This is a genomic window from Actinomycetospora termitidis (genome assembly GCF_030286555.1).
GTDB classification, from domain to species: domain Bacteria; phylum Actinomycetota; class Actinomycetes; order Mycobacteriales; family Pseudonocardiaceae; genus Actinomycetospora; species Actinomycetospora termitidis.
The window spans coordinates 383,331-406,889 of sequence record NZ_JASVWF010000004.1 but is presented as its reverse complement, the minus strand read 5'-3'; the positions used below and the strand labels follow the sequence as shown (position 1 = coordinate 406,889).

General features: G+C 74.2%; 29 protein-coding genes. 15 read left to right on the top strand and 14 right to left on the bottom strand.

What is annotated here, in order from left to right:
- Nucleotides 1–15 precede the first annotated feature (15 nt).
- From QRT03_RS20215 to QRT03_RS20200, 4 genes are read right to left on the bottom strand one after another with little or no spacing between them, the layout of a single operon-like run.
- The gene (locus QRT03_RS20215) at nt 16–915 is read right to left on the bottom strand and encodes a heme-dependent oxidative N-demethylase subunit alpha family protein (protein WP_286054827.1); all 900 of its coding nucleotides are present in this window, start codon (nt 913–915) and stop codon (nt 16–18) included.
- Nucleotides 912–1,784, bottom strand: a complete 873-nt coding sequence (locus QRT03_RS20210) for a PDR/VanB family oxidoreductase (protein WP_286054826.1) — start codon at nt 1,782–1,784, stop codon at nt 912–914. The genes QRT03_RS20215 and QRT03_RS20210 overlap by 4 nt, the downstream gene beginning before the upstream one ends.
- Nucleotides 1,784–2,173: a dimethylamine monooxygenase subunit DmmA family protein gene (locus tag QRT03_RS20205; protein WP_286054825.1), complete on the bottom strand. Its 390-nt coding sequence runs from the start codon at nt 2,171–2,173 to the stop codon at nt 1,784–1,786. The genes QRT03_RS20210 and QRT03_RS20205 overlap by 1 nt, the downstream gene beginning before the upstream one ends.
- Nucleotides 2,170–2,682 (bottom strand): isochorismatase family protein, encoded by a 513-nt coding sequence (locus QRT03_RS20200; RefSeq protein ID WP_286054824.1) that lies wholly within the window; start codon nt 2,680–2,682, stop codon nt 2,170–2,172. The genes QRT03_RS20205 and QRT03_RS20200 overlap by 4 nt, the downstream gene beginning before the upstream one ends.
- Nucleotides 2,683–2,825: 143 nt before the next feature.
- Between QRT03_RS20200 and QRT03_RS20195 the strand changes: the two genes are divergently transcribed.
- Genes QRT03_RS20195 through QRT03_RS20185 form a run of 3 tightly spaced genes read left to right on the top strand, consistent with a single transcriptional unit; the run spans nt 2,826 to nt 5,883 of the window.
- Nucleotides 2,826–4,046: an acyl-CoA dehydrogenase family protein gene (locus tag QRT03_RS20195; protein ID WP_286054823.1), complete on the top strand. Its 1,221-nt coding sequence runs from the start codon at nt 2,826–2,828 to the stop codon at nt 4,044–4,046.
- Nucleotides 4,043–4,561, top strand: coding sequence for an adenylyltransferase/cytidyltransferase family protein (locus tag QRT03_RS20190; RefSeq protein ID WP_286054822.1), 519 nt, complete (start codon nt 4,043–4,045; stop codon nt 4,559–4,561). The genes QRT03_RS20195 and QRT03_RS20190 overlap by 4 nt, the downstream gene beginning before the upstream one ends.
- A 50-nt stretch (nt 4,562–4,611) precedes the next feature.
- The gene (locus QRT03_RS20185) at nt 4,612–5,883 is read left to right on the top strand and encodes a BPG-independent phosphoglycerate mutase family protein (RefSeq protein WP_286054821.1); all 1,272 of its coding nucleotides are present in this window, start codon (nt 4,612–4,614) and stop codon (nt 5,881–5,883) included.
- Nucleotides 5,884–5,886: 3 nt separating this feature from the next.
- Here the strand turns inward: QRT03_RS20185 and QRT03_RS20180 are convergent, their stop codons facing one another.
- Complete coding sequence (locus tag QRT03_RS20180) at nt 5,887–6,936, bottom strand: aldo/keto reductase (RefSeq protein WP_286054819.1); 1,050 nt, start codon at nt 6,934–6,936, stop codon at nt 5,887–5,889.
- A gap of 92 nt (nt 6,937–7,028) precedes the next feature.
- On the opposite strand from QRT03_RS20180, the gene QRT03_RS20175 reads away from it, so the two are divergent.
- Both QRT03_RS20175 and QRT03_RS20170 read left to right on the top strand, forming a co-directional pair.
- Entirely contained in the window at nt 7,029–7,589 is a 561-nt protein-coding gene (locus QRT03_RS20175; RefSeq protein ID WP_286054818.1) for a TetR/AcrR family transcriptional regulator, read from the top strand.
- Between the two features lie 97 nt (nt 7,590–7,686).
- A complete protein-coding gene (locus tag QRT03_RS20170; protein ID WP_286054817.1) occupies nt 7,687–9,279 on the top strand; it encodes a DHA2 family efflux MFS transporter permease subunit in 1,593 nt (530 codons plus the stop codon).
- A 1-nt stretch (nt 9,280) separates the two neighbouring features.
- Here the strand turns inward: QRT03_RS20170 and QRT03_RS20165 are convergent, their stop codons facing one another.
- The 5 genes from QRT03_RS20165 to QRT03_RS20145 all read right to left on the bottom strand — a co-directional run bounded on the left by QRT03_RS20165 (nt 9,281) and on the right by QRT03_RS20145 (nt 13,040).
- Nucleotides 9,281–9,760, bottom strand: a complete 480-nt coding sequence (locus tag QRT03_RS20165) for a GNAT family N-acetyltransferase (protein ID WP_286054816.1) — start codon at nt 9,758–9,760, stop codon at nt 9,281–9,283.
- A 456-nt stretch (nt 9,761–10,216) separates the two neighbouring features.
- On the bottom strand, nt 10,217–10,750 hold the full coding sequence (locus QRT03_RS20160; RefSeq protein ID WP_286054815.1) for a phosphohydrolase: 534 nt from the start codon (nt 10,748–10,750) through the stop codon (nt 10,217–10,219).
- 11 nt (nt 10,751–10,761) lie between these two features.
- Nucleotides 10,762–11,109, bottom strand: coding sequence for a hypothetical protein (locus QRT03_RS20155; RefSeq protein ID WP_286054814.1), 348 nt, complete (start codon nt 11,107–11,109; stop codon nt 10,762–10,764).
- A gap of 49 nt (nt 11,110–11,158) precedes the next feature.
- Nucleotides 11,159–11,938: a crotonase/enoyl-CoA hydratase family protein gene (locus QRT03_RS20150; RefSeq protein WP_286054813.1), complete on the bottom strand. Its 780-nt coding sequence runs from the start codon at nt 11,936–11,938 to the stop codon at nt 11,159–11,161.
- Complete coding sequence (locus QRT03_RS20145) at nt 11,931–13,040, bottom strand: TIGR03617 family F420-dependent LLM class oxidoreductase (RefSeq protein WP_286054812.1); 1,110 nt, start codon at nt 13,038–13,040, stop codon at nt 11,931–11,933. The genes QRT03_RS20150 and QRT03_RS20145 overlap by 8 nt, the downstream gene beginning before the upstream one ends.
- A 51-nt stretch (nt 13,041–13,091) precedes the next feature.
- On the opposite strand from QRT03_RS20145, the gene kynA reads away from it, so the two are divergent.
- The 7 genes from kynA to QRT03_RS20110 all read left to right on the top strand — a co-directional run bounded on the left by kynA (nt 13,092) and on the right by QRT03_RS20110 (nt 18,657).
- On the top strand, nt 13,092–13,931 hold the full coding sequence (kynA, locus tag QRT03_RS20140; RefSeq protein WP_286054811.1) for a tryptophan 2,3-dioxygenase: 840 nt from the start codon (nt 13,092–13,094) through the stop codon (nt 13,929–13,931).
- A gap of 102 nt (nt 13,932–14,033) precedes the next feature.
- The gene (locus tag QRT03_RS20135; RefSeq protein ID WP_286054810.1) at nt 14,034–14,210 is read left to right on the top strand and encodes a YegP family protein; all 177 of its coding nucleotides are present in this window, start codon (nt 14,034–14,036) and stop codon (nt 14,208–14,210) included.
- Nucleotides 14,211–14,344: 134 nt separating this feature from the next.
- Nucleotides 14,345–15,817: an aldehyde dehydrogenase gene (locus tag QRT03_RS20130; RefSeq protein ID WP_286054809.1), complete on the top strand. Its 1,473-nt coding sequence runs from the start codon at nt 14,345–14,347 to the stop codon at nt 15,815–15,817.
- A 38-nt stretch (nt 15,818–15,855) separates the two neighbouring features.
- Entirely contained in the window at nt 15,856–16,650 is a 795-nt protein-coding gene (locus QRT03_RS20125) for a DUF1684 domain-containing protein (protein ID WP_286054808.1), read from the top strand.
- Between the two features lie 108 nt (nt 16,651–16,758).
- The gene (locus QRT03_RS20120) at nt 16,759–17,391 is read left to right on the top strand and encodes a hypothetical protein (RefSeq protein WP_286054807.1); all 633 of its coding nucleotides are present in this window, start codon (nt 16,759–16,761) and stop codon (nt 17,389–17,391) included.
- A 73-nt stretch (nt 17,392–17,464) separates the two neighbouring features.
- Entirely contained in the window at nt 17,465–18,094 is a 630-nt protein-coding gene (locus QRT03_RS20115; RefSeq protein WP_286054805.1) for a class F sortase, read from the top strand.
- Nucleotides 18,095–18,099: 5 nt separating this feature from the next.
- A complete protein-coding gene (locus QRT03_RS20110; RefSeq protein WP_286054804.1) occupies nt 18,100–18,657 on the top strand; it encodes a hypothetical protein in 558 nt (185 codons plus the stop codon).
- A 1-nt stretch (nt 18,658) separates the two neighbouring features.
- On the opposite strand, the gene QRT03_RS20105 is transcribed toward QRT03_RS20110, so the two are convergent.
- Nucleotides 18,659–19,135: a GNAT family N-acetyltransferase gene (locus QRT03_RS20105; RefSeq protein WP_286054803.1), complete on the bottom strand. Its 477-nt coding sequence runs from the start codon at nt 19,133–19,135 to the stop codon at nt 18,659–18,661.
- Between the two features lie 16 nt (nt 19,136–19,151).
- Here QRT03_RS20105 and QRT03_RS20100 point away from each other — a divergent pair, with 16 nt between their 5' ends.
- Entirely contained in the window at nt 19,152–19,874 is a 723-nt protein-coding gene (locus QRT03_RS20100) for an SDR family NAD(P)-dependent oxidoreductase (RefSeq protein WP_286054802.1), read from the top strand.
- 42 nt (nt 19,875–19,916) lie between these two features.
- Here QRT03_RS20100 and QRT03_RS20095 read toward each other — a convergent pair whose 3' ends face one another.
- Genes QRT03_RS20095 through QRT03_RS20085 form a run of 3 tightly spaced genes read right to left on the bottom strand, consistent with a single transcriptional unit; the run spans nt 19,917 to nt 21,807 of the window.
- Nucleotides 19,917–20,624: a methylated-DNA--[protein]-cysteine S-methyltransferase gene (locus tag QRT03_RS20095; protein ID WP_286054801.1), complete on the bottom strand. Its 708-nt coding sequence runs from the start codon at nt 20,622–20,624 to the stop codon at nt 19,917–19,919.
- Nucleotides 20,621–21,169: an RNA polymerase sigma factor gene (locus tag QRT03_RS20090; protein WP_286054800.1), complete on the bottom strand. Its 549-nt coding sequence runs from the start codon at nt 21,167–21,169 to the stop codon at nt 20,621–20,623. Before QRT03_RS20090 ends, QRT03_RS20095 begins: the two co-directional genes overlap by 4 nt.
- 38 nt (nt 21,170–21,207) lie before the next feature.
- Nucleotides 21,208–21,807: a TetR/AcrR family transcriptional regulator gene (locus QRT03_RS20085; protein WP_286054799.1), complete on the bottom strand. Its 600-nt coding sequence runs from the start codon at nt 21,805–21,807 to the stop codon at nt 21,208–21,210.
- Between the two features lie 81 nt (nt 21,808–21,888).
- Between QRT03_RS20085 and QRT03_RS20080 the strand changes: the two genes are divergently transcribed.
- Nucleotides 21,889–22,644, top strand: a complete 756-nt coding sequence (locus tag QRT03_RS20080) for an SDR family NAD(P)-dependent oxidoreductase (RefSeq protein ID WP_286054798.1) — start codon at nt 21,889–21,891, stop codon at nt 22,642–22,644.
- A 1-nt stretch (nt 22,645) separates the two neighbouring features.
- Nucleotides 22,646–23,551, top strand: a complete 906-nt coding sequence (locus QRT03_RS20075; RefSeq protein ID WP_286054797.1) for an NAD-dependent epimerase/dehydratase family protein — start codon at nt 22,646–22,648, stop codon at nt 23,549–23,551.
- The last annotated feature ends 8 nt before the right edge of the window (nt 23,552–23,559 follow it).

Sequence of the window (23,559 nt, the reverse complement as noted above, 5' to 3'; positions counted from 1 at the left end):
CGGCCCGGGTCGCCGTCAGCGGTCGCGCAGCCAGTCCGCCGCGAGCGGGCCGAGCACCCCGAGGTCCTTGTAGTCGCGGACCTCCGGCGGCAGCGTGTCCAGCACGGACACCAGCCGCGTGCGCCAGCTCGGCACGGCCGCGACCTCGGCGAGCGGCAGGGTGCGGACGCCGATGAGGAACAGCACCGCGCCGGTCATCGGGAGCCGGACCAGGTGCTGCACCTCGGTGCGGAGGTGGACCTCGGCGCCCACGTCGGCGACCCGGAGCGCGGCCCGGCGGAGGCCCCACTCCGGGAACGCGTCCAGCGACAGGTCCGGGCGGTCGTCGAGCTGCAGGCCCCAGTTCAGTCTGCGGTAGGCGTCGCCGGGGTGCAGCCGCAGCAGGAACCGCTCCGCCCGCACGAACACCTCGGGCGAGGGGACCGGGCCGTGCAGCTCCGCGAAGCTCATCCCGGCGTCGAACGCCAGCGACCAGACCGAGGCGAACACGACCATCCCGGCGTCGAGCCAGAGCCGGTCGTCCCGCGCCCCGAGCACGACGACGTCCTCCTCGACCCGCCGTCCGGCGAAGGCCAGCGGGTGCTCGGGCAGCGTCGAGTCCTCGCCGAGGACGAACTCCTGCTCCACACCGAGCCGCGCATCGTGCCAGCGGTAGGCGTGCCCGTCGCGCTCCAGCGACACCTCGGCCGGCCGCTCGACCGCCGTCCGGCCGAGCAACCACACCAGCGCGTCCCACGACGCCGGGCCCGCGTGCGGGGCGGCCACGAACCGGCGCGGCTCGCGGTCGAGGATCGCCGAGCGCGCCTGCAGGACCGCCTCGTGCGACGCGCCGACGTGCAGGATCGGCGCCGTCGCCGGCTCCACGTTGGCGCTGATCCGGTAGGTGTCGTGGGCGAGCGGGAACGGGAAGCTCACAGGTCCAGCTCCACCGTTCCGCTGGCCCGGGACACGCACAGGGCGATCCCGCCCCCGCCGGCCGCGTCGACGTGGTCGCGGTGCTCGGCGCGTCCTGAGAGCAGGCCGGTCACGCACTCGCCGCACACCCCCTGCCGGCACAGGTGCGGCGGAGCGAGCCCGGCCCGGAGCAGGGCGTCGAGCAGGGACTCGGTCGCGGCCACCTCCACGGCCGCGCCCGACCGCAGCCGCGCGGTGAACGGCTCGCCCGGCGGCATGGCGGCCACGAACGGCTCGGCGTGCACCCGGGCGTCGACCCAGTGCGCGGCCCGGGCGGCGGCCGCGACCGCCGCGATCAGGCCGGGCGGCCCGCAGACGTAGAGGTGGCTGTTCCACGGCGCGTTCCCGACGACGGGTCCGAGTCGGTCCCGCATGTCGGCCCGGTCCCGCGCGAGGGTGACCGGCCCGAGTTCCCGTAGCTCCGCGAGGTGCGGGGTGCCCACGGCGAGCACCTCGAACGAGTGCCCCCAGAACGCGTGCCACCGCGCGTGCGACAGCAGCGGCGTCACCCCGATCCCGCCCGCCACCAGCACGTGGTGCGCCGCGGTCTCCACCGGCGGGAACGACGAGCGCGGCGGCAGCGCCCGCACCCGGTCGCCCACCGCCAGCTCGTGCACCCACCGGGAACCCCCGGAGCGGTGGGCCACGCTGATCCGGTAGGTCTCCGGGGCGATCCCGAGCCCGGTCAGCGAGTACGGGTTGACCCTCCCCGGCGCCCACTCGACCGGGAGGTGCGCGCCGGGCGGGTGGGCCGGGAGGTCGCCGACCAGCGTCACCGACCGCACGTCCGGGGCGGGCGTCGCCACGTGCGCGACCCGCAGGTCCAGCATCAGACCGGCACGCCGAGGTGGGCGCCGTGCCGCGGGGACACGTGGTCGTCGACGACCAGGGCGAGCTCGCAGGCCGGGCACCCGACGGAGCGACCCGCCGTCGGGAAGACGTGGTGGCAGTGGGCGCAGAAGACGGTGCGGCCGTCGTCGCCGACCGCCTCGACGGTGATCTCCTCGTCCAGCGCGCCCCGCGCGAGCGCGGCGGCGCGGACGAGCAGGCCCGCGCGCGGGGTGCCGACGATCCGGAGGCGCCAGCCCGTCGTCAGCCGGGGGAGCTCGTCGTCGAGGACGGCTCCGGCCTCGTCGGGGGACAGTTCCCGGACCCGCTCGTGGGGGCCCGGGCGGACCTCGGCCCCGTCCACGGCCAGGACCAGGTGCGGAGCACTCACTTGATCAGCCCCTGCACCTCGCGGAAGGCCGGGTTCGTGCTCGCGCCCAGCCACTCGAACACGACCATCTCCGTCGTGACCACCTCGACGCCGTGGTCGCGCATCCGGGCGATCGCCGCGTCGCGGTCGTGCTCGGACCGGCTGCCGACCGCGTCGGCGACGACGGCCACGTCGTGCCCGCCCGCGCGCAGGGCCAGCACGGTCTGCAGCACGCACACGTGCGCCTCGCAGCCGCAGACGACGACCCGCGCGTCGAACGTCAGCTCCGCCGCGAAGGTCGACTTCGTGACGGCGGGTGCCGGCAGCAGCTCCGCGATCTCGCCGACGGTCGGGCCGAGCTTCGCCGGATCCTGCTCGGTCGTCGTCACGTCGACCCCGAGCCGGGTCGCCGCCCGGACCAGCCGGCCGGCGTTGCGCAGCACCCCGGTCGCGCCGGAGATCGCCGGCATCAGCCGTTCCTGCAGGTCGACGACGAGGAGGCTGGAGGACCCCGCGGTCAGCGCCGGCACCCGTCCGACCGTACGCGGACGGTCAAGATCTGATCGGCAGGAGCGGACCGATCGGTCCCCGCCCCTGTCCGCTCCCCGGAACAGGATCTTCGTGCCGCCGAGCGGGGTGGCGCCGCACGGATCGACGGAGTAGATCACCGGGCATGACCACCGCGGGATGGACCTACCGGGTCGAGCGCTACGTCGAGCGGTTCGGGGCGTTCCTGACGGACGAGGTGGCGCCGCTGGAGGAGGACCTCGCGCGCCAGGACGTCGGGACGGCGTTCAATCCGCGACTCGACGAGGCCGGTCGGATGCACCCCGCGGTCTGGGAGGCGCGCCGGGAGGTGCAGCGCCGTTCGGCGGCGGCCGGGCTGTACGCCCCGCACGTGCCGTCGGGCGGCGGGTTCACCCGCGCGGAGATGCAGCACGTCGAGGAGTTCGTCTACCACCGCAGCGGGCTCGGCCTCGGGCTCGCTGCGCTGGCGTGGACCGAGGGGCCGAACACCGCGATCGAGCAATGCTCGGCCACGGCGCGGGAGCGCTGGCTCGAGCCGCTGCTCGCCGCCGGGATCACCGCGGCGTTCGCGAACACCGAGATCTCCGTCGGCACCGACGTCCTCGCCATGGAGACCCACGCCGAGCGCGACGGCGACGACTGGATCCTCCACGGGCACAAGGCCTGGATCACCAACGCGCACTTCTGCGACGTCATCCAGGTCACCGCCGTCACCGAGCCCGGCGCGGGCACGCGGAGCCTCTCGATGTTCCTGGTCGACGCGACCGCGCCCGGCGTCACCCGCGGCCGCGACATCCCGACGATGCTCGACGACGGCCTGACCGGCGAGCTGCACTTCGACGGCGTCCGGGTCGCTCCCGAGGACGTCGTCGGCGAGCCCGGCGACGGGTTCGCGCTCGCGATGACGTGGATCAACTGGCGGCGGATGGCGCGCGGCGGGATGTGCGCCGGGTGGGGGTCGTGGCTGCTGGAACGCGCCGTCGAGCGCGCCCGCACGCGGACCTCCGGTGGGCGGCCGATCGCCGAGCAGCAGGTCGTCGCGCACATGCTCGCCGACATGGACCTCGACGTGTACACCGCCCGCGCGGCGTCGCTGCAGATCCAGACCGAGCTCGACGCGCTGCCCGGCGGGGCGTCCGGGCTCCCCCTGCACCCCGAGGCCCCACGGCTGATGAGCCTGATCAAGCTGGTCAACGACGAGGCGTTCCAACGCGTGGCCGACCGCGCGATGCAGGTCCACGGCGGTGCCGGTCTGCGCAAGGGGTCGCCGGAGGAGAAGCTGTTCCGGGTCGCGCGCAACCTGCGGATCCCGGCGGGCACCGTCGAGATCCAGCGCAACGCGATCGCCCGCGGGCTGCTGCGGTGACCCTGCTCGACGGTCTGGCCGCCGTCACGGGCCGGTTCCAGCCGGTGCACGACCAGCACCTCGAGCTGTTCGCCCTCGCGCTCGAGGCCCACGACGAGCTGGTGGTGGCCGTGACCAACCCGGACAGCGGCGCCCGTCGTCCGGAACGCACGTCCGATCACCGGCACACCGACGCCGCGAATCCGTTCACCTACTACGAGCGGGTCCGGCTGTTGCGCGCCGCGCTGGCCGGCGCGGGCCTGGCGGAGCGCGCGGTCGTCGTCCCGTTCGACCTCACCCGCCCGCACCTCTGGCCGGAGTACGTGCCGTCGCACGCCGTCCAGTACGTCCGCGCGTACTCGGCGTGGGAGCGGGACAAGGCCGCGCAGCTCGGGTCCGTCTATCCCGTGCAGGTGCTCGACGGCGACCCGACGACGAAGCTCGACGCCACCGACATCCGGGCCCGTTTCGACGACGGGTCCTGGGTCGACCTGGTGCCGCCGTCGACGGTGCCCGTCCTGAGGAGCCTGCTCTGATCGCCTACGGCGAGACCCAGCCGCGGCTCGACGACGACCGGCTGCCGGTCGTGCTCGTCGTCCTCGACGGGCTGGGGGACCGGGCCGTCCCCGCGCTCGGCGGGCGCACCCCGGCCGAGGCGGCGCGGACCCCGGTGCTCGACGCGCTCGCCGCCCGCGGGTGCTCGGGATGGCACCTGCCGTTCGGCTGGGGGAGGGCGCCGGCGTCGGAGCTCGCGCACTGGGCGATGTTCGGGTTCTCCGACGTGCCGTTCCCCGGGCGGGCGGTGCTCGAGGCGCTGGGGGCGGGGGTGGAGGTGCCGCCCGGGGTCGCCGTGTGCCACGCGGCGCTGCGGACCTCGCGGGTCGAGGACGGACGGGTGTGGATCACCGGCCGGGCCGCCCCCGACGACGCGGCCGACGCGGCGGCGCTGTTCGAGGCACTCCGGCCGGTCGCGGCGGCGCACGACGTGGAGCTGACCCCGCTGGGCGGGCGCGGCGAGGCGCTGCTGGTGCTGCCCGGATGCGACGACGGCGCCGTCACCGACTCCGATCCGTTCTTCGAGGACCGCCACCCGTGGCTGCGGGTGCGTCCGTGCTCGTCGTCGCCGGCCACCGCCGACCGGCTCCACGCCTTCCTGCTCGACGCCCGACGCCTGCTGGTCTCCCACCCCGTCAACCGCTCCCGCTGGGCACGGCCCGCCCTCGACGTCCTGACGACGAAGTGGTCCGGCCGCCGCGACCCGCTCCCGACCTTCGTCGAGCAGACCGGGGTCGCGGGCGCCGCCGTCACCAGCACCCGCCTCTACCGCGGGATCGCGACGCTGCTCGGGATGGCGTCCCGGCACGTCGCGCCGGTCGCCGACGTCGGGGAGGACCTGGCCGCGCGGCTCGTCGTCACGCAGGAGCTGATCGATGACGGAGCCCGCTTCGTCCACGTCCACACCAAGGCCACCGACGAGGCCGGCCACACCAAGGAGCCGCGGGCCAAGCTCGACGTCCTGGAGGCCGCCGACCCCGGGCTCGCCGGGCTGCTCGACCTCGCCGACCGCGCGGTCGTCGCCGTGACCGGCGACCACGCCACGCCGTCCGTCGACGGGGTCCTGCACACCGGGGACCCGACCCCGCTCGTCGTCGCGGGCCCGACCGTCCGCCCCGACCCGGTCACGGCGTTCGGCGAGTCGTCCGCGGCGTCGGGCTGGTACGGCCGGATCACCGCCGCGGAGCTGCTGCCGCTCCTCTTCGGCCACGCGAACCGTCCGGACTTCCTCGGCCACCGTCCCACGCCCCGTCGGACGCTCGCGCTGCCGGACGACCCGGAGCCGGTGATCGTCGACGAGTGACCGTCAGGCCGGCGCCATCCCGGGGACGCGGGCGCGGATCGCGGCCATCTCCCGCTCGTCGGACACACCCTGGACGTCGTGCCGCGGGGTGTACGGCGCCTCGAGCGCGCGGACCTCGTCGTCGGTGAGCTCGAGGTCCAGCGAGGCGACCGCGTCGTCGATCTGCGCGATGCTCCCGGCGCCGACCAGGGGAGCGGTGACGACGGGCTGCCGGTGCAGCCACGCCAGGGCGATCTGCGCGCGGGACACTCCGCGCGCCTCGGCGATCCGCCCGACGGCGTCGACGATCGCGCGGTCCGCCGCCTCGGTCGCTGGGGAGTAGAGGAGGTCCGCGTAGGCGCCGTCGGTCTCGGCCCGGGCGGTGGACCTCGCGTCGTCCCACGGGCGGGCGAGGCGGCCGCGGGCGAGCGGGCTCCAGACGATCGTGCCGACGCCCTCGTCGAGGCAGAGCGGGATCATCTCGCGCTCCTCCTCGCGGGCGAGCAGGTTGTAGTGGTCCTGCATCGACACGAAGCGGGCCCACCCGTGGGCGGCCTGCAGGTGCAGCGCCTTGGCGAACTCCCAGGCGTGCATCGAGGACGCGCCGAGGTAGCGGACCTTGCCGGCACGGACGAGGTCGTCGAGGGCCTGGAGGGTCTCCTCCAGCGGTGTGGCGTGGTCGTTGCGGTGGACCTGGTAGAGGTCGATGTAGTCGGTGCCGAGGCGCGCGAGGCTGTGGTCGACCTCCGTCATGATCGCCTTGCGGGACAGGCCGCTGCTGTTCGGGCCCGTGCGCATCGGGTGGCGCAGCTTCGTCGCGATGACGACGGCGTCCCGGTCGGCGAAGTCGCGCAGCGCGCGGCCGAGGATCTCCTCGCTGGAGCCGTGCGAGTACATGTTCGCGGTGTCGAAGACGTTGATGCCGACCTCGAGGGCGTGCTTGATCAGCGGGCGGGCGTCCTCCTCACCGAGGGACCAGACCGGGTGCCCGCGGTCGGGCTCCCCGTAGGTCATCGCGCCGATCGCGACGGGGGAGACGTCCAGGCCGGTCGAGCCGAGCTTCACGTGGTCCATTGCGGGTGCTCCGGGATCGTGGTGCGATGCGGAGAGTTCTCCGTATCGCCGACAACGTTAGCGGAGAATTCTCCGTTTCGTCGAGGAGGGCAATGACCGAGCAGGGACCGGCGCGTGCCGACGCGCGGCAGAACCGGGCGCGGATCCTGGAGGTCGCCGCCGAGGCGCTCGCCCGCGACGGCGACGCGTCGCTGAACTCGGTCGCGAAGTCGGCCGGCGTCGGCGCGGGGACGCTGTACCGGCACTTCCCGAATCGGGAGGCGCTCGTGCTGGCCGTCTACCGGGCGGAGGTGCAGCGCCTCGTGGACCGTGTCCCCGAGTTCCTGGCCGCCGAGCCGCCCCGGTCGGCGCTGCGGACCTGGTTCGCGCAGCTGGCCGCTCTGATCCGCCTGAAGCGGGGACTGGGCGACGCCCTGACCGCGGCGAACCACGAGGTGGCGACCGCCGAGTCGTACGGCCCGGTGATCGGCGCGATCGCCGCCCTGCTCGCCGCGGGCGAGGCCGACGGGAGCCTGCGCGCCGGTCTGGATCCCGACGACGTCCTGATGCTCATGAGCTCGGTCTGGCGGGTGCCGGACGGGCCGCAGGCCGAGCGGCTCCTCGACCTCGCCGCCGGGAGTCTGCGCACCGACGGGCCCGACCCGGCGTCATGACGACGAAGCGGACGAAACGGGCCGATCGTGCTCTGACCTGCGACGATTCACCCGGTGAGGGGGTCGTTCGGGGCCGTTCGGTGGCACACTCCCGAACATGACGACGACCACGGACGCGCCCGACACGGCGCCGACCCGTGCTCCGGAACGCAGTGCGACGCCCGTCCGGCCGGCCCCGGAGCGAGAGGCGCCGCGCTCGTCGGGCACGCCGTGGATCGTGTCGCTGCTCGTCCTGGTGACCGGGATGTTCATGTCGGTGCTGGACGTCAGCATCGTCAACGTCGCGATCCCGGCGATGCAGAAGGACTTCGGCGTCACCACCGACGACATCCAGTGGGTGTCGACGGCGTACTCGCTCGCGCTCGGCGTCATCGTGCCGGTCAGCGCGTGGCTGGGCGCGCGTCTCGGGCTGGGGCGGGCCTACGTCATCTCGCTGGTCGCGTTCGGCGTCGGCTCGGCGCTGTGCGGGTTGGCGTGGGACATCAACTCGATGATCGTCTTCCGGGTGCTGCAGGCCATCCCCGGCGGGATCATCCCCGTCGTCGCGCTGTCGATGGTCTACCAGATCGTCCCGCGCGAGCGGATCGGCGCGGCCATGGGTCTCTACGGCCTCGGCATCGTCTTCGCGCCCGCCGTCGGGCCGACGCTCGGCGGGTACCTCGTCGAGTACGTCGACTGGCGGCTGATCTTCTTCATCAACGTGCCGATCGGCGTGCTCGGCGCCGCCGCCGCGATCATCTGGCTGCCCATGGCGCGAGGTGCCCGCGGGAAGCGCTTCGACGTGCTGGGCTTCCTCGCGATCGCGACGGGGCTGTTCTCGCTGCTCCTCGCGCTGTCGGAGGGGGAGTCGTGGGGGTGGACGTCCTATCCCGTGATGATCCTGATCACCGTCGGCCTGCTCGCACTCGCGCTGTTCGTCGTGATCGAGCTCGAGGTGGACGAGCCCCTGCTCGACGTCCGGGTCTTCCGGTACTGGGCCTTCACGAACTCGCTGCTGCTGATCGCCGTGCTCTCCGTCGGCCTGTTCGGCGTGCTGTTCTTCGTGCCGCTCTTCCTGCAGCAGACCCAGGGCCTCGGCGCCTTCGACACCGGTCTGCTGCTGCTCCCGCAGGCGATCGTCATGGGCATCCTGATGCCGGTCGCGGGACGAATCTACGACCGGTTCGGGCCGCGGTGGCCGGCGGTGATCGGGCTGTCGATCCTGGCGCTCGGCACGTGGATGCTGCGCGACCTGTCCGTCGACACCTCGTGGACCGAGCTGCGCTGGATCCTCGCGTTCCGGGCGGTCGGGATGGGGCTGGCGATGATGCCGATCATGACCGGCGGGATCTCCGCGGTGCCCGCCGACCGCGTGTCGGGGGCGAGCGCGTTCAACAACGTCACCCAACGCACGGCCTCGGCGATGGGTCTGGCGGCGCTCACCGCCCTGTTGGGGTCGCGGCAGGCCCAGCAGATGTCGGACTCCGGCGCGGTGACGACGATGCCCGCGTCCACCGGCGGGGGCGGCCCGGCCGCACTGCTGACCGAGTACTCGATGTACGGGAAGGTGCAGTCCGCGGCCTTCGTGACGGCGCTGGACGACCTGATGATGGTGACCGCGGGCCTCACGGTGGTGGGCGTGGTCCTGGCGTTCTTCCTGCGCAGCGGACCCGCCCCCGCGTCGGGTGGGCCCGCCGTCGTCGAGGCGTGAGTCAGAGCCTGCGGAAGTACCGGGCGATCGGCAGGAGCACGAAGCCCTCGCTCTCGTAGAGGCGGCGGGCCGGCGCGTGGCCCGGGTCCCCGCCCGTCTCGACCATGGCGACCGTCATGCCGTGATCGGTGAGCCAGGTCAGGGCGTGCGACGTGAGGGCCGAGCCGACGTCCTGTCCCTGGTGTGCCGGGTCGACCGCGATGATCACGATCTCACCGAGGCCGGGTTCGCGGTCGAGCTGGGCGCTCACGTAACCGGCGAGGGTGCCGTCGACCTCGGCGACCCACGTCGGGTGCTCGCGACACACGGTCTCCACGGTCTCCCGCTGCCCCGCGCGCCAGTCGGGGTGCATCTGGCGGTACCCGCCGGTGTCGCCCAGGACCTGCTCCAGCGAGGCGTGGACCGGCGCGAACGCGCGGAGGGAGAGGGCGACCAGGGTGTCGAGGTCGCCGTCGGCGAAGGGCCGGATCGTCAGTGGCACGGGAGGGATCGTCGCGGTCCCGCGTCGGGGGCGCACCGGAGATTCGCCGGCGCCGAGCGGGCCCTGCGGGTGCGGTCGAGCAGCGCTCCGTGCCCGTTGATCATCGGCGCGGCGACGGCCCGACGGTGGATGGCGATCTGCACGCATCCGGTGGGAGCAGCTCGCCATCGTCGACGGGCGCCGGGCCGCTCCGGCGCCGGGTGGGCCCTGCGGGTGGCTTCGGGCAGCGCTCGGGCCTTCGGTCGGGCGGTGGATGGCGATCTGCTCGCATCCGGTGGGAGCAGCTCGCCATCGTCGATCCGGCGCCGGGCCGCTCCGGCGCCGGGCGGGCCCTGCGGGTGCCTTCGAGCAGCGCTCAGTGCCCGTTGATCATCGGTGCGGCGACGGCCCGGCGGCGGATGGCGATCTGCTCGCATCCGGTGGGAGCAGCTCGCCATCGTCGATCCGGCGGGCCCGCTACGACGCGGCGACGGCCAGGCCGACGGCGTCGATCCGCGACCGGGTCCGGGCGACGGCGGCCCGGGTGGCGTCGCGGCGGCGACCGTCGGTGTCGGTGCGACCGTCGGGGCCGGACACCAGGGGTGCGGCTCCGGCATCGGCGACGAGCGCGCACCACCACAGGGTGTCGCGGGTGGCGGACTCCTCGTCGGTGAGCCCGCCGAGGTCGAGCCCCGCCACCTCGGCCTCGACGCCGGACGCGAGCTGGTGGGCCACCAGGGCGAGCAGCCGGTCGGGATAGCGCCGCGCGCGGAGGAAGCGGGCGGCGTCGAGCGACGGGAACCCCGTCCGGGCGGCGACGGGGGAGCGGCCGACGTCGAGGAGGACCGCGGCGTGGATCAGCGGCTCCCGGTCGACCTCCGGCAACCCCGCCAACCGCACCGCCTCGCGGGCGATCGCCTGCGCCCGGCGCCACCGCTCCGGGAGGTGGTCCGCGAGCAGGGTCTCGGCCAGGGCCCGCGACTCGGCGAACGACGGCAGGTCGGACGGCACGGACCGCGACGCTATCCGTCCCGCCGGCGGGAACGCCCGAGGGCCATGTCCAGCCGCGCCAGCCCGAAGAACGCCGCCATCGTCACGACGACCCCGCCGACCCACACCGCCCAGCCCAGCGCGCCCACGCCGACCGCGCTCCAGCCGACCGCGTCCAGCGCCCCGGACGCCTGCCACACGCCGAGCACCAACCACACCCACAGTCCGACGTAGGCCACGAGCTGCAGCAGACCGTGCCGCACCAGGGGCCCGGAGGCCGGGTCGTCGTTGGCCATCGCGAACGGGATCAGCGCGACGATCCCGAACAGCCCGCCCACACCCGCGAGCACGACGACGTTGACCCACGCCAGCACGACCATGGCGCCGAGCCTCGCGGGGAGGGCCCGGGCCCGAGCACCGCGGAACTACTCAGCGGCCCGTCCACTGCGGCGCGCGCTTCTCCGCGAACGCCCGCGGACCCTCCTTCGCGTCCTCGCTGGCGAAGATCCGGTTGCGGGTCGCGCTGTTCGCCGCCCACGCGTCCGCACCGAGCTCGTCGTCGTGGGCCGCGGCGATCATGAGGGCCTTCGACTCGCGGACGGCGAGCGGGGCGTTCGCGACGATGGTCGCGGCGATCGACCGCGCGCCCTCGAGACTGGTGCCCGCCGGCACCACCCGGTTGACCAGCCCGAGCTCGTACGCCCGGGCGGCGCTGATCGGCTGACCGGTCATCGCGATCTCGAGCGCCACCGCCCGCGGGATCCGCTGCGGCAGCCGGATCAGCCCGCCCGCCGCCGCGACCAGCCCGCGTGTGACCTCCGGCAGGCCGATCTGGGCGTTCTCGTCGACGATCGCGAGGTCGCAGGAGAGCATCAGCTCGCAGCCGCCGCCGAAGGCGAGACCGTTGACCGCGGCGATCGTCGGCGTGGCGATCGGGTGCTGCGCGAACCCGCCGAAGCCCCACTCCGGGTGGTCGGCGTCGGAGAGCGTGTCGCCCTGCGCGACCGCCTTGAGGTCGGCGCCGGCGCTGAACGCCCGGCCGGTGCCGGTCACGACGATCGCGCGCACCGCCTCGTCGTCGTCGGCCGCCTGCAGCGCCCGCCCGAGCGCCGTCGCGACCGAGGAGTTGATCGCGTTGAGGGCCTTCGGTCGGTCGAGGGTGATGACGGTGATCCCGTCCGTCGTCTCGACCCGCACCTCGTCAGACACCAGCAGACCCCTTCCCGACGACGGCGGCCCGCGCCGCGCGATCATCGGCACCTTGCACCACGGCGGCGAGGTCGGCCAGCGTCGACCGGTCGTCGTCGTCCCGCACCGCGATCGAGAACTCCACGTCGGTCACCACCGACGCGTACCTCTCCAGCAGCCGCCGGCCGATCTCGTCGTGCCGCCCGATCACGACGAAGCGGTGCAGCGTCTCGTCGTCGATCATGCCCGGGAGCTCGTCCCAGCGCTGCGCCTTCGACAGTTCCTTCGCCGCGGCGGCCAGGTCCGACAGCCCGACGTGGTCGAAGGCGGCCCGGTACCCGGGGGTCGACGCGTAGAAGGCGATCCGGGCCCGGGCGTCCTCGATCTTGCGCGCCAGTTCCTCGTCGGTGCGGGCCGAGGCCACGAGCGGCTTCATGCACACCCGGAAGTCCTCCAGCGAGCGGCCCGAGCGCGCGGCCCCGCGGCGTACCGACGGCAGCATCACCTCGGCGATGTAGCTCGGGGTGCACACCGGGTGGGGGCGGATCCCGTCGGCGACCTCGCCGGCCACGGCGCACATGAACGGGTTCACCGCGGCGAGGTGCACCGGGATCGCCGGGTGCTCGATCGGACCGGCGTCGAACAGCGGCACCATGAGGTCGAGGTCGTAGTGCTCGCCGTGGAAGGCCAGCGGCGTGCCGTGCTGCCAGGTGTCCCACACCGCCCGCACCGCCTGCACGTACTCCCGCATCCACGGGGCCGGCGGGTGCCACTCCACCCCGTAGCGACGGCGGATGTGCCCGCGGACCTGCGTCCCGAGGCCGAGCGTGAACCGTCCGCCGGAGAGCTTCTGCTGCGTCCACGCCTGCAGCGCCATCACCGTGGGGCTGCGGGGGAAGGCGATCGTCACGGCGGTGGTGGTCCGGAGCCGCTGCGTCGCGGTGGCGGCGAGCGCGAGGACGACGAACGGGTCGTCCTTCGTCTCCTCCACGGCGATCCCGCCGTAGCCGATCTCCTCGAGGAACCGGGCCGTGTCCGCGACCGCGTGCAGGTCCAGCGGCGTCTCCGGGGCCCGCAGCCCGGGATCGACCTTGCCGAGCGGGAGCAGTGTCTCCAGGCGCACACGAGCAGTCTCTCCGTTCCGGACGGCAGGTGCTGCGGCACTCTGGGAGCCATGTCGGCCGAGAACACGCGCCCGCTGGAGTCGGGCATCGTCCGGGACTTCACCGAGAACCTGTCCTACGGGCGCTACCTGCACCTCGACGAGCTGCTCGCGGCGCAGCACCCACGCAGCGAGCACCACGACGAGATGCTGTTCGTCATCCAGCACCAGACCTCGGAGCTGTGGCTGAAGCTGGCACTCCACGAGCTGTCGGGGGCCTGTGACGACCTCGCCCGCGACGACCTCGCGCTCGCCCTCAAGCGCCTCGCGCGGGTCAAGCACGTGCAACGCCAACTGATCGAGCAGTGGTCGGTGCTCGCCACCCTGACCCCGAGCGAGTACCACGAGTTCCGGGGGTTCCTGGGCACCTCCTCGGGCTTCCAGAGCTACCAGTACCGCGCGGTGGAGTTCGTACTCGGCAACAAGAACGCCGCGATGCTCGAGCTCTTCGCCGACGACCCGACGGCGCAGCGGGTGCTCACCGAGGCCCTCGAACGGCCGAGCCTCTACGACGAGTTCCTGCGGCTGCTCGCGCGGCACGGCCACCCGGTGCCGGCCGAGCTGCTCGACCGGGACCTGACGACGGCCCACGTCGAGAACGCGGGGCTGGTGGAGGTGTTCCGGGGCATCTACGCCGACCCGGAGCGGTACTGGGACCTCTACGAGGCGTGCGAGGAGCTCGTCGACATCGAGGAGAACGTGCAGTTCTGGCGCTTCCGCCACCTCAAGACCGTGGAACGCACGATCGGTTTCCGCACCGGGACGGGCGGGTCGAGCGGCGCCGGATTCCTGCGCCGCGCGCTGGAACTGACCTTCTTCCCGGAGCTGTACGCGGTGCGGACCGCGCTCTAGATCGACGCGCCGGACGCGGGGAGTTCACGCCGTGCGTCCGTTCGCGCTAGCGTGCGCCGCTGACCAGCAGGTTCAACCACAGCCTGGGCACAGGAGGCCGTCATGGCGGGCAAGTTCGAGGTGTACGAGGACAAGTCGGGGAAGTTCCGCTTCCGGCTGAAGGCGAGCAACGGCCAGATCGTCGCCAGCGGCGAGGCCTACGAGACCCGTGCCGCGGCCAAGAAGGGCTGCGAGTCGGTGCAGAAGGCGGCCGAGGGCGCGCCCGTCACCGAGGTCTGACCACCGGCTCCACCGGCCCGGGGCCGGCGTCCCGTCACCGACGGGGCGCCGGCCCCGCGGCGTCTCCGGGGGACAGTGTCGGGGGGTCCTGGCAGAGTCCCCGTCGACACGTCACCGCCGACCCGGAGGACCCCGTGAGCGAGCTCGAGACCCTGCGCATGGTGATCGGCGGCAAGCCCGTCGACGCGATCTCCGGCAAGACGTTCGAGTCACAGAACCCGTACACCGGGCAGCCGTGGGCGGTGATCCCCGACGGGGACACCGACGACGTCGACGCGGCCGTCGCGGCGGCCCGCTCGGCCTTCGACGGGGAGTGGGGTTCGACGACGCCGTTCGCCCGCGCCGCGTGCCTGCGCCGGCTCGGCGACCTGATCACCGAGAACGCGGAGCGCCTCGCGCGCCTCGAGGTCAACGACTCCGGCAAGCTCTACCGCGAGATGCTCGGCCAGCTCAACGCGCTCGGCGGCTGGTACCACTACTACGCGGGCCTCGCGACGGCGATCGAGGGCGCTCAGCCGCCGTCGCCGAACCCGAACTACCTCGTCTACACGCGGCGGGAGCCGGTCGGGGTCGTCGCCGCGATCACGCCGTGGAACTCGCCGCTGCTGCTGATGAGCTGGAAGGTCGCGCCCGCACTGGCCGCGGGCTGCACCGTGGTGATCAAACCCAGCGAGCACGCGCCCGGCTCCACCCTCGGGTTCGCCGAGCTGATCGAGCAGGCGGGCATCCCGGCGGGCGTGGTCAACGTGGTCACCTCCCTGCGCGGCGAGGTCGGCGCGCACCTGGCCGCGCACCCCGGCGTCGACAAGGTCGCCTTCACCGGCTCGACCGCGACCGGCATCAAGGTCGGGCACGCGGCGATGGACAACCTCAACCCGGTCACCCTGGAGCTCGGCGGCAAGTCGCCGCAGGTCGTGTTCCCGGATGCCGACCTGCAGGCCGCCGCGAACGGCCTCGTCGCGGGGGTCTTCGCCGCCACCGGGCAGACCTGCATGGCCGGCTCCCGGCTCGTGGTCCACGCCGACGTGCACGACGAGCTCGTCCGGCTCGTGGCCGAGCGCGCCTCGCAGATCAAGCTCGGTGACCCCTTCGGTGAGGACACCGAGATGGGCCCGGTGGCCAACGGGCCCCAGTACGAGAAGGTCCTGGGCTACCTCGAGACGGCGCGGGACGAGGGGGCCACCATCCAGTACGGCGGGTCGGCCGAGGAGGCGCTCGGCGGGTACTTCGTGAAGCCGACCGTACTCACGGTCAAGCCGACCGACACGGTCTTCCGCGAGGAGGTCTTCGGGCCGGTCCTCTCGGCGGTGACCTTCACCGACGAGGACGAGGCGGTGAAGCTCGCCAACGACACCCCCTACGGCCTCGCGGGCGCGGTCTGGACCAAGGACATCCACCGCGGGCACCGGGTCGCCGGGCGGATCCGGGCCGGCACGGTGTGGATCAACGCCTACCGCGCCGTGGCCCCGAGCGTGCCCTTCGGAGGCTACAAGATGTCCGGGCTGGGCCGGGAGAACGGCCACGCCGGCCTCGAGCCCTACCTGGAGACGAAGTCGGTGTGGGTGGAGCTCACGGGCGGCACCCGGGACCCGTTCACGCTGGGCTGAGCAGGAATCGTCGCCGACCGCGAGGGGTTGTCCCGGGTATGACGAGCGTCGCGGAGGACCTGACCACCGAGTGGCAGCGCTGGCACGACGAGCGCGAGGAGACGCTGCGCGACCCGCACGGCTGGCTCTCGCTGACCGCGCTGGAGTGGCTCCAGCCCACCCCGCGCGCGATCGACGCTCTGCCCGGGACGTGGGCGGCGCCGGGCGACGGCACGGTGGTCGTGACGGCCGCGGCGGCCGACGGCGTCGAGGTGGACGGCACGATGGTCGACGGCTCCGTGGCCGTGACCCCGGTCGACGGAGCGCCGGGCGTACTGGTCACCGTCGGGGACAAGGTCGTCGAGCTCGCGCGGCGGACCGACGCGTACGTCCTGCGCGTCCGCGACCCCGAGGCGCCCACCCGGCGCGACTTCACCGGCGTCCCGGCCTTCCCGGTCGATCCCCGCTGGGTGGTCACGGGTCGCTACGAGCCGTATGCGGAGCCGCAGCGGATCACCGTCGGCGCGGTCGTCGACGGGCTGCAGCACTTCCCGACCGCGGTCGGCACCGTGCGGTTCACCGTCGACGGCGTCGAGCAGCAACTGACCGCGCTCGCCGGCAAGGACGGCGGCCTGTCCCTGCACTTCCGGGACGCGACGAGCGGCACGACGACCTACGGCGGCGGGCGCATCCTGCGAACCGACGACGCGGCCGGCGACGGCTCGCTCGTCATCGACTTCAACCGCACGGTGAACCTCCCCTGTGCCCTCACCGCGTTCGCCACCTGCCCGCTGCCCCCGGCGGAGAACGTGCTGGACGTGGCGGTGGACGCCGGCGAGAAGAGTGACCACTGAACAAATTCCCGGTCGATTGCGCGAAACGCGATCGCACGGGTGACTGAGAGCTTGCTGAGAGGGTAGGAACCTCCTCGACCGTGATCTGAACGAGATCGAGGAGGAACCATGACGCGGACGACCCGCCGCGCCGGCTACGCCGTGGCCGCCGCCGCGCTGTCGATCGGTGCCCTGGGGGCGTGCTCGAGCGGGCAGCCGCCGCAGCTCCCGAACGTGCCGTCGGGCGTGCCGACGGCGGTGCCGTCGAACCTGCCCAACATCCCGGGGATCCCGGGCCAGGGTGGTCAGCCGGGCCAGCCCGGTGCGCCGGGGCAGCCCGCTCCCGGACAGCCCGGCGCCGAGGGTGGCGCTGCCGGCGGGGCCGCGGGGGGCGCCGCTGGTGGCGCCGCCGGGCAGCCGGGCACCGAGGGCCAGGGCGGTGCGGCCGGTCAGGGCGGCGCCGCAGGCCAGGGCGGGACCGACGGCCAGGGCGGTGCGGCCGGTCAGGGCGGCGCCGCGGGCACGGGCGGCTCGGCCGACGGTTCCGGCAGCGGCTCGGGCTCGGGCAGCGGCTCGGGATCGGGCTCCGGCTCGGGCTCCGGCGGTGCGCCGAGCCAGACCCCGTCGGGCGGCGTCCAGACCGGCGGCGGCAGCACGACCGGCGTGGAGCACCCCGAGCTGTTCGGGCTGGGCGGCGTCGCGCTGCTCGCGGCCGGCGGTGTCGCGGTCGCCGCGACCCGTCGTCGTCGGGCCGAGGACTGAGCTGACGAGCTCCCCGGACGGTGCCGACGCCCCGGCGTCGGCACCGTCCGCCCGTCCGTCCCGACGACGGGTGGTGCTGCTCGCCGTGGCGGCCCTGCTCGCCGTCGTCGGGATCGTCGCGATCGTCGCCGCCGTCGTCCTGCAGCAGCGCCCGCCCGCCGAGCAGGACGCGGGTGTCCTGCCCGCGCCGCCCCCGCCGGTCACGACCACCTCCACCACCCCGGCCGGTCCACCCGCCTCGCCGCCGGCACGCATCGTCGTCGGGAAGATCGGGGTCGACTCCCGCGTCGAATCCGTCGGGCTGAACCCGGACCGCACCATGGAGGTCCCGGCCAAGGGACCGCTGTTCGACCTCGCCGCCTGGTACCGCTACTCCGTCACGCCGGGGCAGCAGGGGCCGTCGGTGATCATCGGGCACATCGACTCCGCGGAGAACGGCCCCTCGGTGTTCTTCCGCCTCGGCGCGCTGGCCCCCGGGGACACGATCGACGTGACCCGCGCGGACGGTCGCGTCGTCACCTTCACCGTCTACGCGACGCGGGCGTTCCCCAAGGACGCGTTCCCGACCGACGACGTCTACGCCGGCACCCCCGGCCCGGAACTGCGCCTGATCACGTGCAGCGGCTCGTTCGACGCGGCCTCGCGCAACTACCGCGACAACACCGTCGTGTTCGCCCGGGAGTCCTCCCCGCCCCTACGGTGAGCGGCATGGAGTTCGGCGTCGAGCACCTCGTCGGGACCTTCTTCGCCGTGCTGTTCGTCGTCCTGAACGCCGGGCTGCTGGGCACGGTGGGCCACGTCGTCGCCGTGGTGCTCGCCCTGGTCGCTGCGGCCGTCGTCGTGCTCGCCTATCTGCGGAGCCGTGCGGCCCGCGGCTCGGCGGGGATGTTCGCGATGACGCGCGCCTACCGGGTGATCGTCACCGTCGAGGTCGTCGCCCTCGTCGTCGGGATCGTGGTGTGCGGCCGGCTCGCCCCACAGCTCACCGTGCCGTGGATCGTCCTCGTCGTCGGGGTGCACTTCCTCGCCTTCGCCCGCTGGTGGCCGGACGGGACCGAGGCCGCGGCCCGGGGCGGCCGGGACGGGGCCCGGGCGTTCCTCGTGATCGGCGGGGTGATGACGGTGCTCGCGGTCGCGGGTGGGGTCGTCGGGATCCTCGGGGGCCCGGCCTCGCAACCGGTCGCAGCCTTCGTCGCGGGCTTCCTGACCGGCGTGGTCATGCTGGTCGGGCTCGTGGTCCCCGCGGTCGGACGCCTGCGCGCCTGACTCAGCCGGCGAGGGCCTGCAGCGCGTCGCCGTCGACCCGGTGGGTCGTCCAACCGTCCTGCGGGGTCGAGGAGAGCGTCGCGTAGAAGTCGAGCGCCGGGGTGTTCCAGTCGAGGACCGCCCACTCCAGGCGTTCGTAGCCGCGGTCGACGCAGGTGCGTGCGAGGTCGGCCAGCAGGGCGCGGGCCACGCCGTGGCGGCGGTGGTCGGGGGAGACGTAGAGGTCCTCGAGGTGGATGCCGTGCACCCCGGTCCAGGTGGAGTACGTGAGGAACCAGATCGCGACGCCGGCCACCTCCCCACCGACCCGGGCCACCGTCGCGAAGACCGCGGGCGAGGGACCGAACAGCGCGGCGTCCAGCTGCGCCTCGGTGAGCCGGCACGACTCCGGCTCGCGCTCGTAGGCGGCGAGCTCGTGGACGAAGCGGACGAGGATCGGGACGTCGTCGGGCTCGGCTGGTCGGATGGTGACGGACACGCGATCATCGTCGGTCATGACGGCACTGGTCACCGGCGGGGGCACGGGCATCGGACGGGCGATCTCGGAGGCGCTGGCGGGGCTGGGGCATCCGGTCGCCGTGGTCTACAGCCGATCGGCCGACGACGCGCAGCGGACCGTCGAGGCGATCACCTCCGCCGGTGGGCGGGCCGAGGCGTTCCGGGCCGACGTGACGGACGAGGCCTCGGTGCGCGCCGCGGCCGCCGCGGTGCGCGAGTCGCTCGGCTCGGTCACGGTGCTGGTGAACAACGCCGGCGGCACCGAGCACATCCCGCTGGCCGACCTCGACGCCGCCACCGACGAGGTCTTCGAGCGGCTGTTCCGGCTCAACGCGCTCTCGGCCTGGCACGTCGCGAAGGTCTGCGCCGACGACCTGCGCGCGGCCGACGACGGGTGCGTGGTCAACGTCGGCAGCGCGTCGGTCGCGTCCGGGCGCGGCTCGTCGGTGCCCTACGTCGTCTCGAAGGCGGCTCTGTCGGGCCTGACCCGGGCGCTGGCGAACGCGCTCGCCCCGGTGCGGGTGAACGAGGTCTGGCCGGGCCTCGTCATCACCCGCTGGTGGGCGGGCAAGGAGGAGCAGGGCCGGGCGCTGGCGTCGAACGCGATCGTCGGGCGGGAGACGACGGTCGAGGACGTGGCGGCCGCCGTCGTCGGGCTCGTGACCTCGCGGGCCATCACGGGTCAGACGATCACGATCGACGGCGGCCAGACGTTGTGAGCACAGGTGAGCACTTGTTGTCGCCATACCCACAACAGGTGCTCACCAGCCGGGACGGCACACCGTGCAACCCCGGTAGCCGGCGTCCCGGGCGGCCGCGGCGGAGCGGAACGACACCCGGTGGGCGTCGGTGATCCGCCGGGCGTGGTGGCACGACGGCAGGCAGGCGATGCCGGTGGTGTCGCTCCCGACGAGCACCGTGCGGGCGGCGGTGAACGCCGCGAGGCCCTCCAGGTCCGCGCCCTCGTCGGCGAGCAGCCGGGCCTTGGCCTCCTCACCGAGCATGTAGCGGCCCAGGGAGCCGTCGGCCTTCGTCACGCGGTGGCACGGCACGATCAGCGGGACGGGGTTGCGGGCCAGCACCGTGCCGACCGCCCGGACGGCCGCCGGGCTCCCGACCTCCCGTGCCACCCACCCGTACGGCCGGGTCTGCCCGGCCGGGATCGACGCCGTCGCGTCCAGGACGTCGCGCTCGAACGACGAGCACGCGCGGAGGTCGACCGGGGTGCGGGCGCCGATCGACGGTCCGGTCGTGCCGGGGACCAGCGGCCGGCCGAGGCGGCGCCGGTACTCGGCGCGGAAGCCGTCGACGTCGCCGACCGGGCGCAGGTAGGTCACCCCTTCCGCGGAGGAGGCGACGAGGACGTCGCCGAGCGGACCGGCCGTCGTCGTGAAGGTGTCCATCACCGCGCCGGAGAGATCCTTCTCGACGGCGGGTGGGCTCAGGCGGGCGAGCAGGGAGTCGGTCACGAGGCACTCCGATCGTGCGAGGCGAGCAGGGTCCGCAGCCGGGCGAGGCCGCGGGAGACGTGCGAGCGGGCGGTGCCCTCGCCGACGCCGAGCGCCGCCGCGACCGCGGGGACGTCGAGGTCGGCGACGTGGCGCAGGACGACGGCCTCCCGCTGGACGGCGGGCAGGCGGGCCAGGGCGGCGGCGAGGTCCGGGTCGGCGCGGGCCGCGACCTCGGCGGGTCCCGGCTCGTGGGCCGGCCGGTCGGGCAGCGGCGCGCCGGAGAGCGCCGGGCGACGGGTGGCGGTCCGGATCGTGTTGCGGTGCTCGTTGAGCAGGACGGTGACCAGCCAGGCCCGCAGGTCCAGGGCGGCGATCCGGTCGGCGTCGTAGTCGCGCAGGGCGCGGAACGCCCGCAGGAACGCCTCGGCGGTGAGGTCCTCGGCGCTCGCGCGGTGCCCGGTGAGACGTAGCGCGGTCCCGAGGAGCGATCCCTGGTACCAGCGCACGACCTGCGCGAACCCGCCGTCGAGATCCTCGACGAGGGCGTCGGTCAGGTCGCTCATGTCCGGGAGAACACCATCCCGACGACGGGTGTTGCGCGTCAGGGTGCGAACGAGGCGACGCGGGCCAGCGCGGCGTCGAGGGCGGCGCGCAGCGGGTCGGTGGTGCGCATCGTCCGGCTCAGTACGTTCCCGCCCGCGAGGGCCGCCAGCAGCGCGAGTGCCAGCTCGTCGAGGTCGGCGTCGGCGCGCAGGTCGCCGCGGTCGCACATCGCCGCCAGGCCCTCGCGGAGGATGCCCTGCCAGCTCAGGAACCCGCTGCTCAGCTCGGCGCGGGCCTCGTCGTCACCCACCGCCAGTTCGCCCGCGAGGGAGCCGAGCGTGCACCCGCCGACGCCCCGGTCGCGCTCCTGGTACTCGATCGCCGCGTCCGCCCAGGCGCGGAGCGCCTCCTGGCTGTCGAGCGCGCCGATCTCCGGACTCGGGCCGGCCGTGGCCTGGCGGGTGATGACCGCCCGGATCAGGGCCTGTTTGCCGTCGAAGTAGTGGTAGAGCTGCGACCCGCTCACCTCCGCGGCGCGGCGCACCTCGTCCAGGCTCAGCCCGGCCACGCCGCGCACGGCGATCAGATCGGTGGCCGCCGCGACGATGCGGTCGCGGGTCGCCCGGCCCTTGGCGGTGAGACGTGGGGCGGTGGTCATGACGACGATCCTACGCGGAATGGGTTGACGAACCCAGAAAAGCGAGCAAACTGGGTCGCACAACCCAGAAAGGGGCTTCCCATGACCACCACGTCAGACCTCACCGGTCGTACCGCCCTCGTCACCGGCGCCACCGCCGGTATCGGCCGCGCCGTCGCCCTGCAACTCGCCGACCGCGGTGCCACCGTCGTCGCGCAGGGGCGGGACGCCGATCGCGGCGCGGAACTCGTCGCCGCGATCACCGCGCGCGGCGGGGCCGCGCGGTTCGTCCCGGCCGACCTCGCCGAGGTCGCCGACGTCGAGCGCCTGGCCGCGGCCGCCGGCGAGGTCGACGTCCTCGTGAACAACGCCGGCGTCTACCGCTTCCTCGACACCCCGTCCACGAGCGCCGCCGAGTTCGACCGGCACGTCGCGATCAACACCCGCGCCCCGTTCCTGCTGGTCGCCGCGCTGGCGCCCGGGATGGCCGAGCGCGGCCACGGGGTGATCGTCAACGTCAGCTCCAGTGCCGCGACCACGCCCGCCCCGGTCGGGACGGCATACGGCGCCTCGAAGGCGGCGATCGAGCTGCTGACCCGCTCGTGGGCGGCCGAGTTCGGTGAGCGCGGCGTGCGGGTCAACGCCGTCTCGCCGGGACCGGTCCGCACCGCGGGCACCACCGGCATGCTGGGCGAGAACATCGACCTGCTCGGGAAGGTCACGCTCCGCGGGCGCGCGGCCGATCCGGAGGAGATCGCCGAGATCGTCGGCTTCCTGGTCGACGACACCCGCAGCGGCTACCTCAACGGCACCGTCGTCCTCGCCAACGGCGGCGAGCGCAGCGCGATGGCGGCCTGACGTGCAGGTCTACGTCATCGGGGCGACCGGGTTCGTCGGCGGCGGCATCGCCGCACACCTCGTCGCCGCGGGCCACCACGTTCTCGGCCTGGCCCGCACCGCGGAGGCCGCCGAGAGACTGGCGGCGCGCGGCGTCGAGCCGCACCGCGGCGACCTCGACGCCGGCCGGGCGGAGGTGGTCGCGACGGCGGTCGCGGCCGATGCCGTCGTCTACGCCGCCCAGCTCCCGGGTCCCGACGAGCTCGCCCTGACCGCCGCCCTGCTCGACGGCCTCGCCGGGACCGACCGTGCGCTCCTGTTCACCTCCGGCACCGGCGTGCTCCTGCAGCGGACCGGCGGCGCGTGGAGCCCGGACTCCTTCGCCGAGGACGACCCGTTCGACGTCGAGCCGCTCGCCGCCGGCCGGTACGCGGCCGAGCGGATGGTGCGCGAGGACGGTCGCTCCCGCGGCGTCGTCGTCCGGCCCGGGCAGGTGTGGGGGCCGGGCGACCACGGCCACGTCCACGCCACCTATCGCTCGGTCGCCGCGACCGGCGCCGCCTGCTACGTCGGCGACGGGCTCGCGACCTACACCCACGTCCACCTGGCCGACCTCGCCCGGCTGTACGACCTCGTCCTGACGTCGGCTCGGGGCGGTGCGGTCTACCACGCCGCCGCGGGCGAGGTGCCGAACCGCTGGATCGCCGAGGCCGTCGGCGCGGACCTCGGCCGCCCGACCCGCAGCCTCACCCTCGCCGAGGCCGTCGAGGTGTGGGGCGAGATGGGCGCGCTCGTCCTGGGCTCGTCCAGCCGCTCCCGCGACCCCCGGACCCGCATCGAGCTCGGCTGGCGCCCCGTGCACACCGACCTGCTGTCCACCGTCGGCGAGCCCCGCCTGCGCGCGCTCGCCGCCGTCCCCACCCCGTGAAGGAGACC

Coding starts and splice junctions, on each gene's coding strand:
- QRT03_RS20210 (WP_286054826.1), bottom strand. CDS start 1,784: ATGCTGGACCTGCGGGTCGCGCACGTGGCGACGCCCGCCCCGGACGTG.
- QRT03_RS20195 (WP_286054823.1), top strand. CDS start 2,826: ATGACCACCGCGGGATGGACCTACCGGGTCGAGCGCTACGTCGAGCGG.
- QRT03_RS20180 (WP_286054819.1), bottom strand. CDS start 6,936: ATGGACCACGTGAAGCTCGGCTCGACCGGCCTGGACGTCTCCCCCGTC.
- QRT03_RS20175 (WP_286054818.1), top strand. CDS start 7,029: ATGACCGAGCAGGGACCGGCGCGTGCCGACGCGCGGCAGAACCGGGCG.
- QRT03_RS20170 (WP_286054817.1), top strand. CDS start 7,687: ATGACGACGACCACGGACGCGCCCGACACGGCGCCGACCCGTGCTCCG.
- QRT03_RS20155 (WP_286054814.1), bottom strand. CDS start 11,109: ATGGTCGTGCTGGCGTGGGTCAACGTCGTCGTGCTCGCGGGTGTGGGC.
- kynA (WP_286054811.1), top strand. CDS start 13,092: ATGTCGGCCGAGAACACGCGCCCGCTGGAGTCGGGCATCGTCCGGGAC.
- QRT03_RS20135 (WP_286054810.1), top strand. CDS start 14,034: ATGGCGGGCAAGTTCGAGGTGTACGAGGACAAGTCGGGGAAGTTCCGC.
- QRT03_RS20125 (WP_286054808.1), top strand. CDS start 15,856: ATGACGAGCGTCGCGGAGGACCTGACCACCGAGTGGCAGCGCTGGCAC.
- QRT03_RS20120 (WP_286054807.1), top strand. CDS start 16,759: ATGACGCGGACGACCCGCCGCGCCGGCTACGCCGTGGCCGCCGCCGCG.
- QRT03_RS20110 (WP_286054804.1), top strand. CDS start 18,100: ATGGAGTTCGGCGTCGAGCACCTCGTCGGGACCTTCTTCGCCGTGCTG.
- QRT03_RS20100 (WP_286054802.1), top strand. CDS start 19,152: ATGACGGCACTGGTCACCGGCGGGGGCACGGGCATCGGACGGGCGATC.
- QRT03_RS20090 (WP_286054800.1), bottom strand. CDS start 21,169: ATGAGCGACCTGACCGACGCCCTCGTCGAGGATCTCGACGGCGGGTTC.
- QRT03_RS20085 (WP_286054799.1), bottom strand. CDS start 21,807: ATGACCACCGCCCCACGTCTCACCGCCAAGGGCCGGGCGACCCGCGAC.
- QRT03_RS20080 (WP_286054798.1), top strand. CDS start 21,889: ATGACCACCACGTCAGACCTCACCGGTCGTACCGCCCTCGTCACCGGC.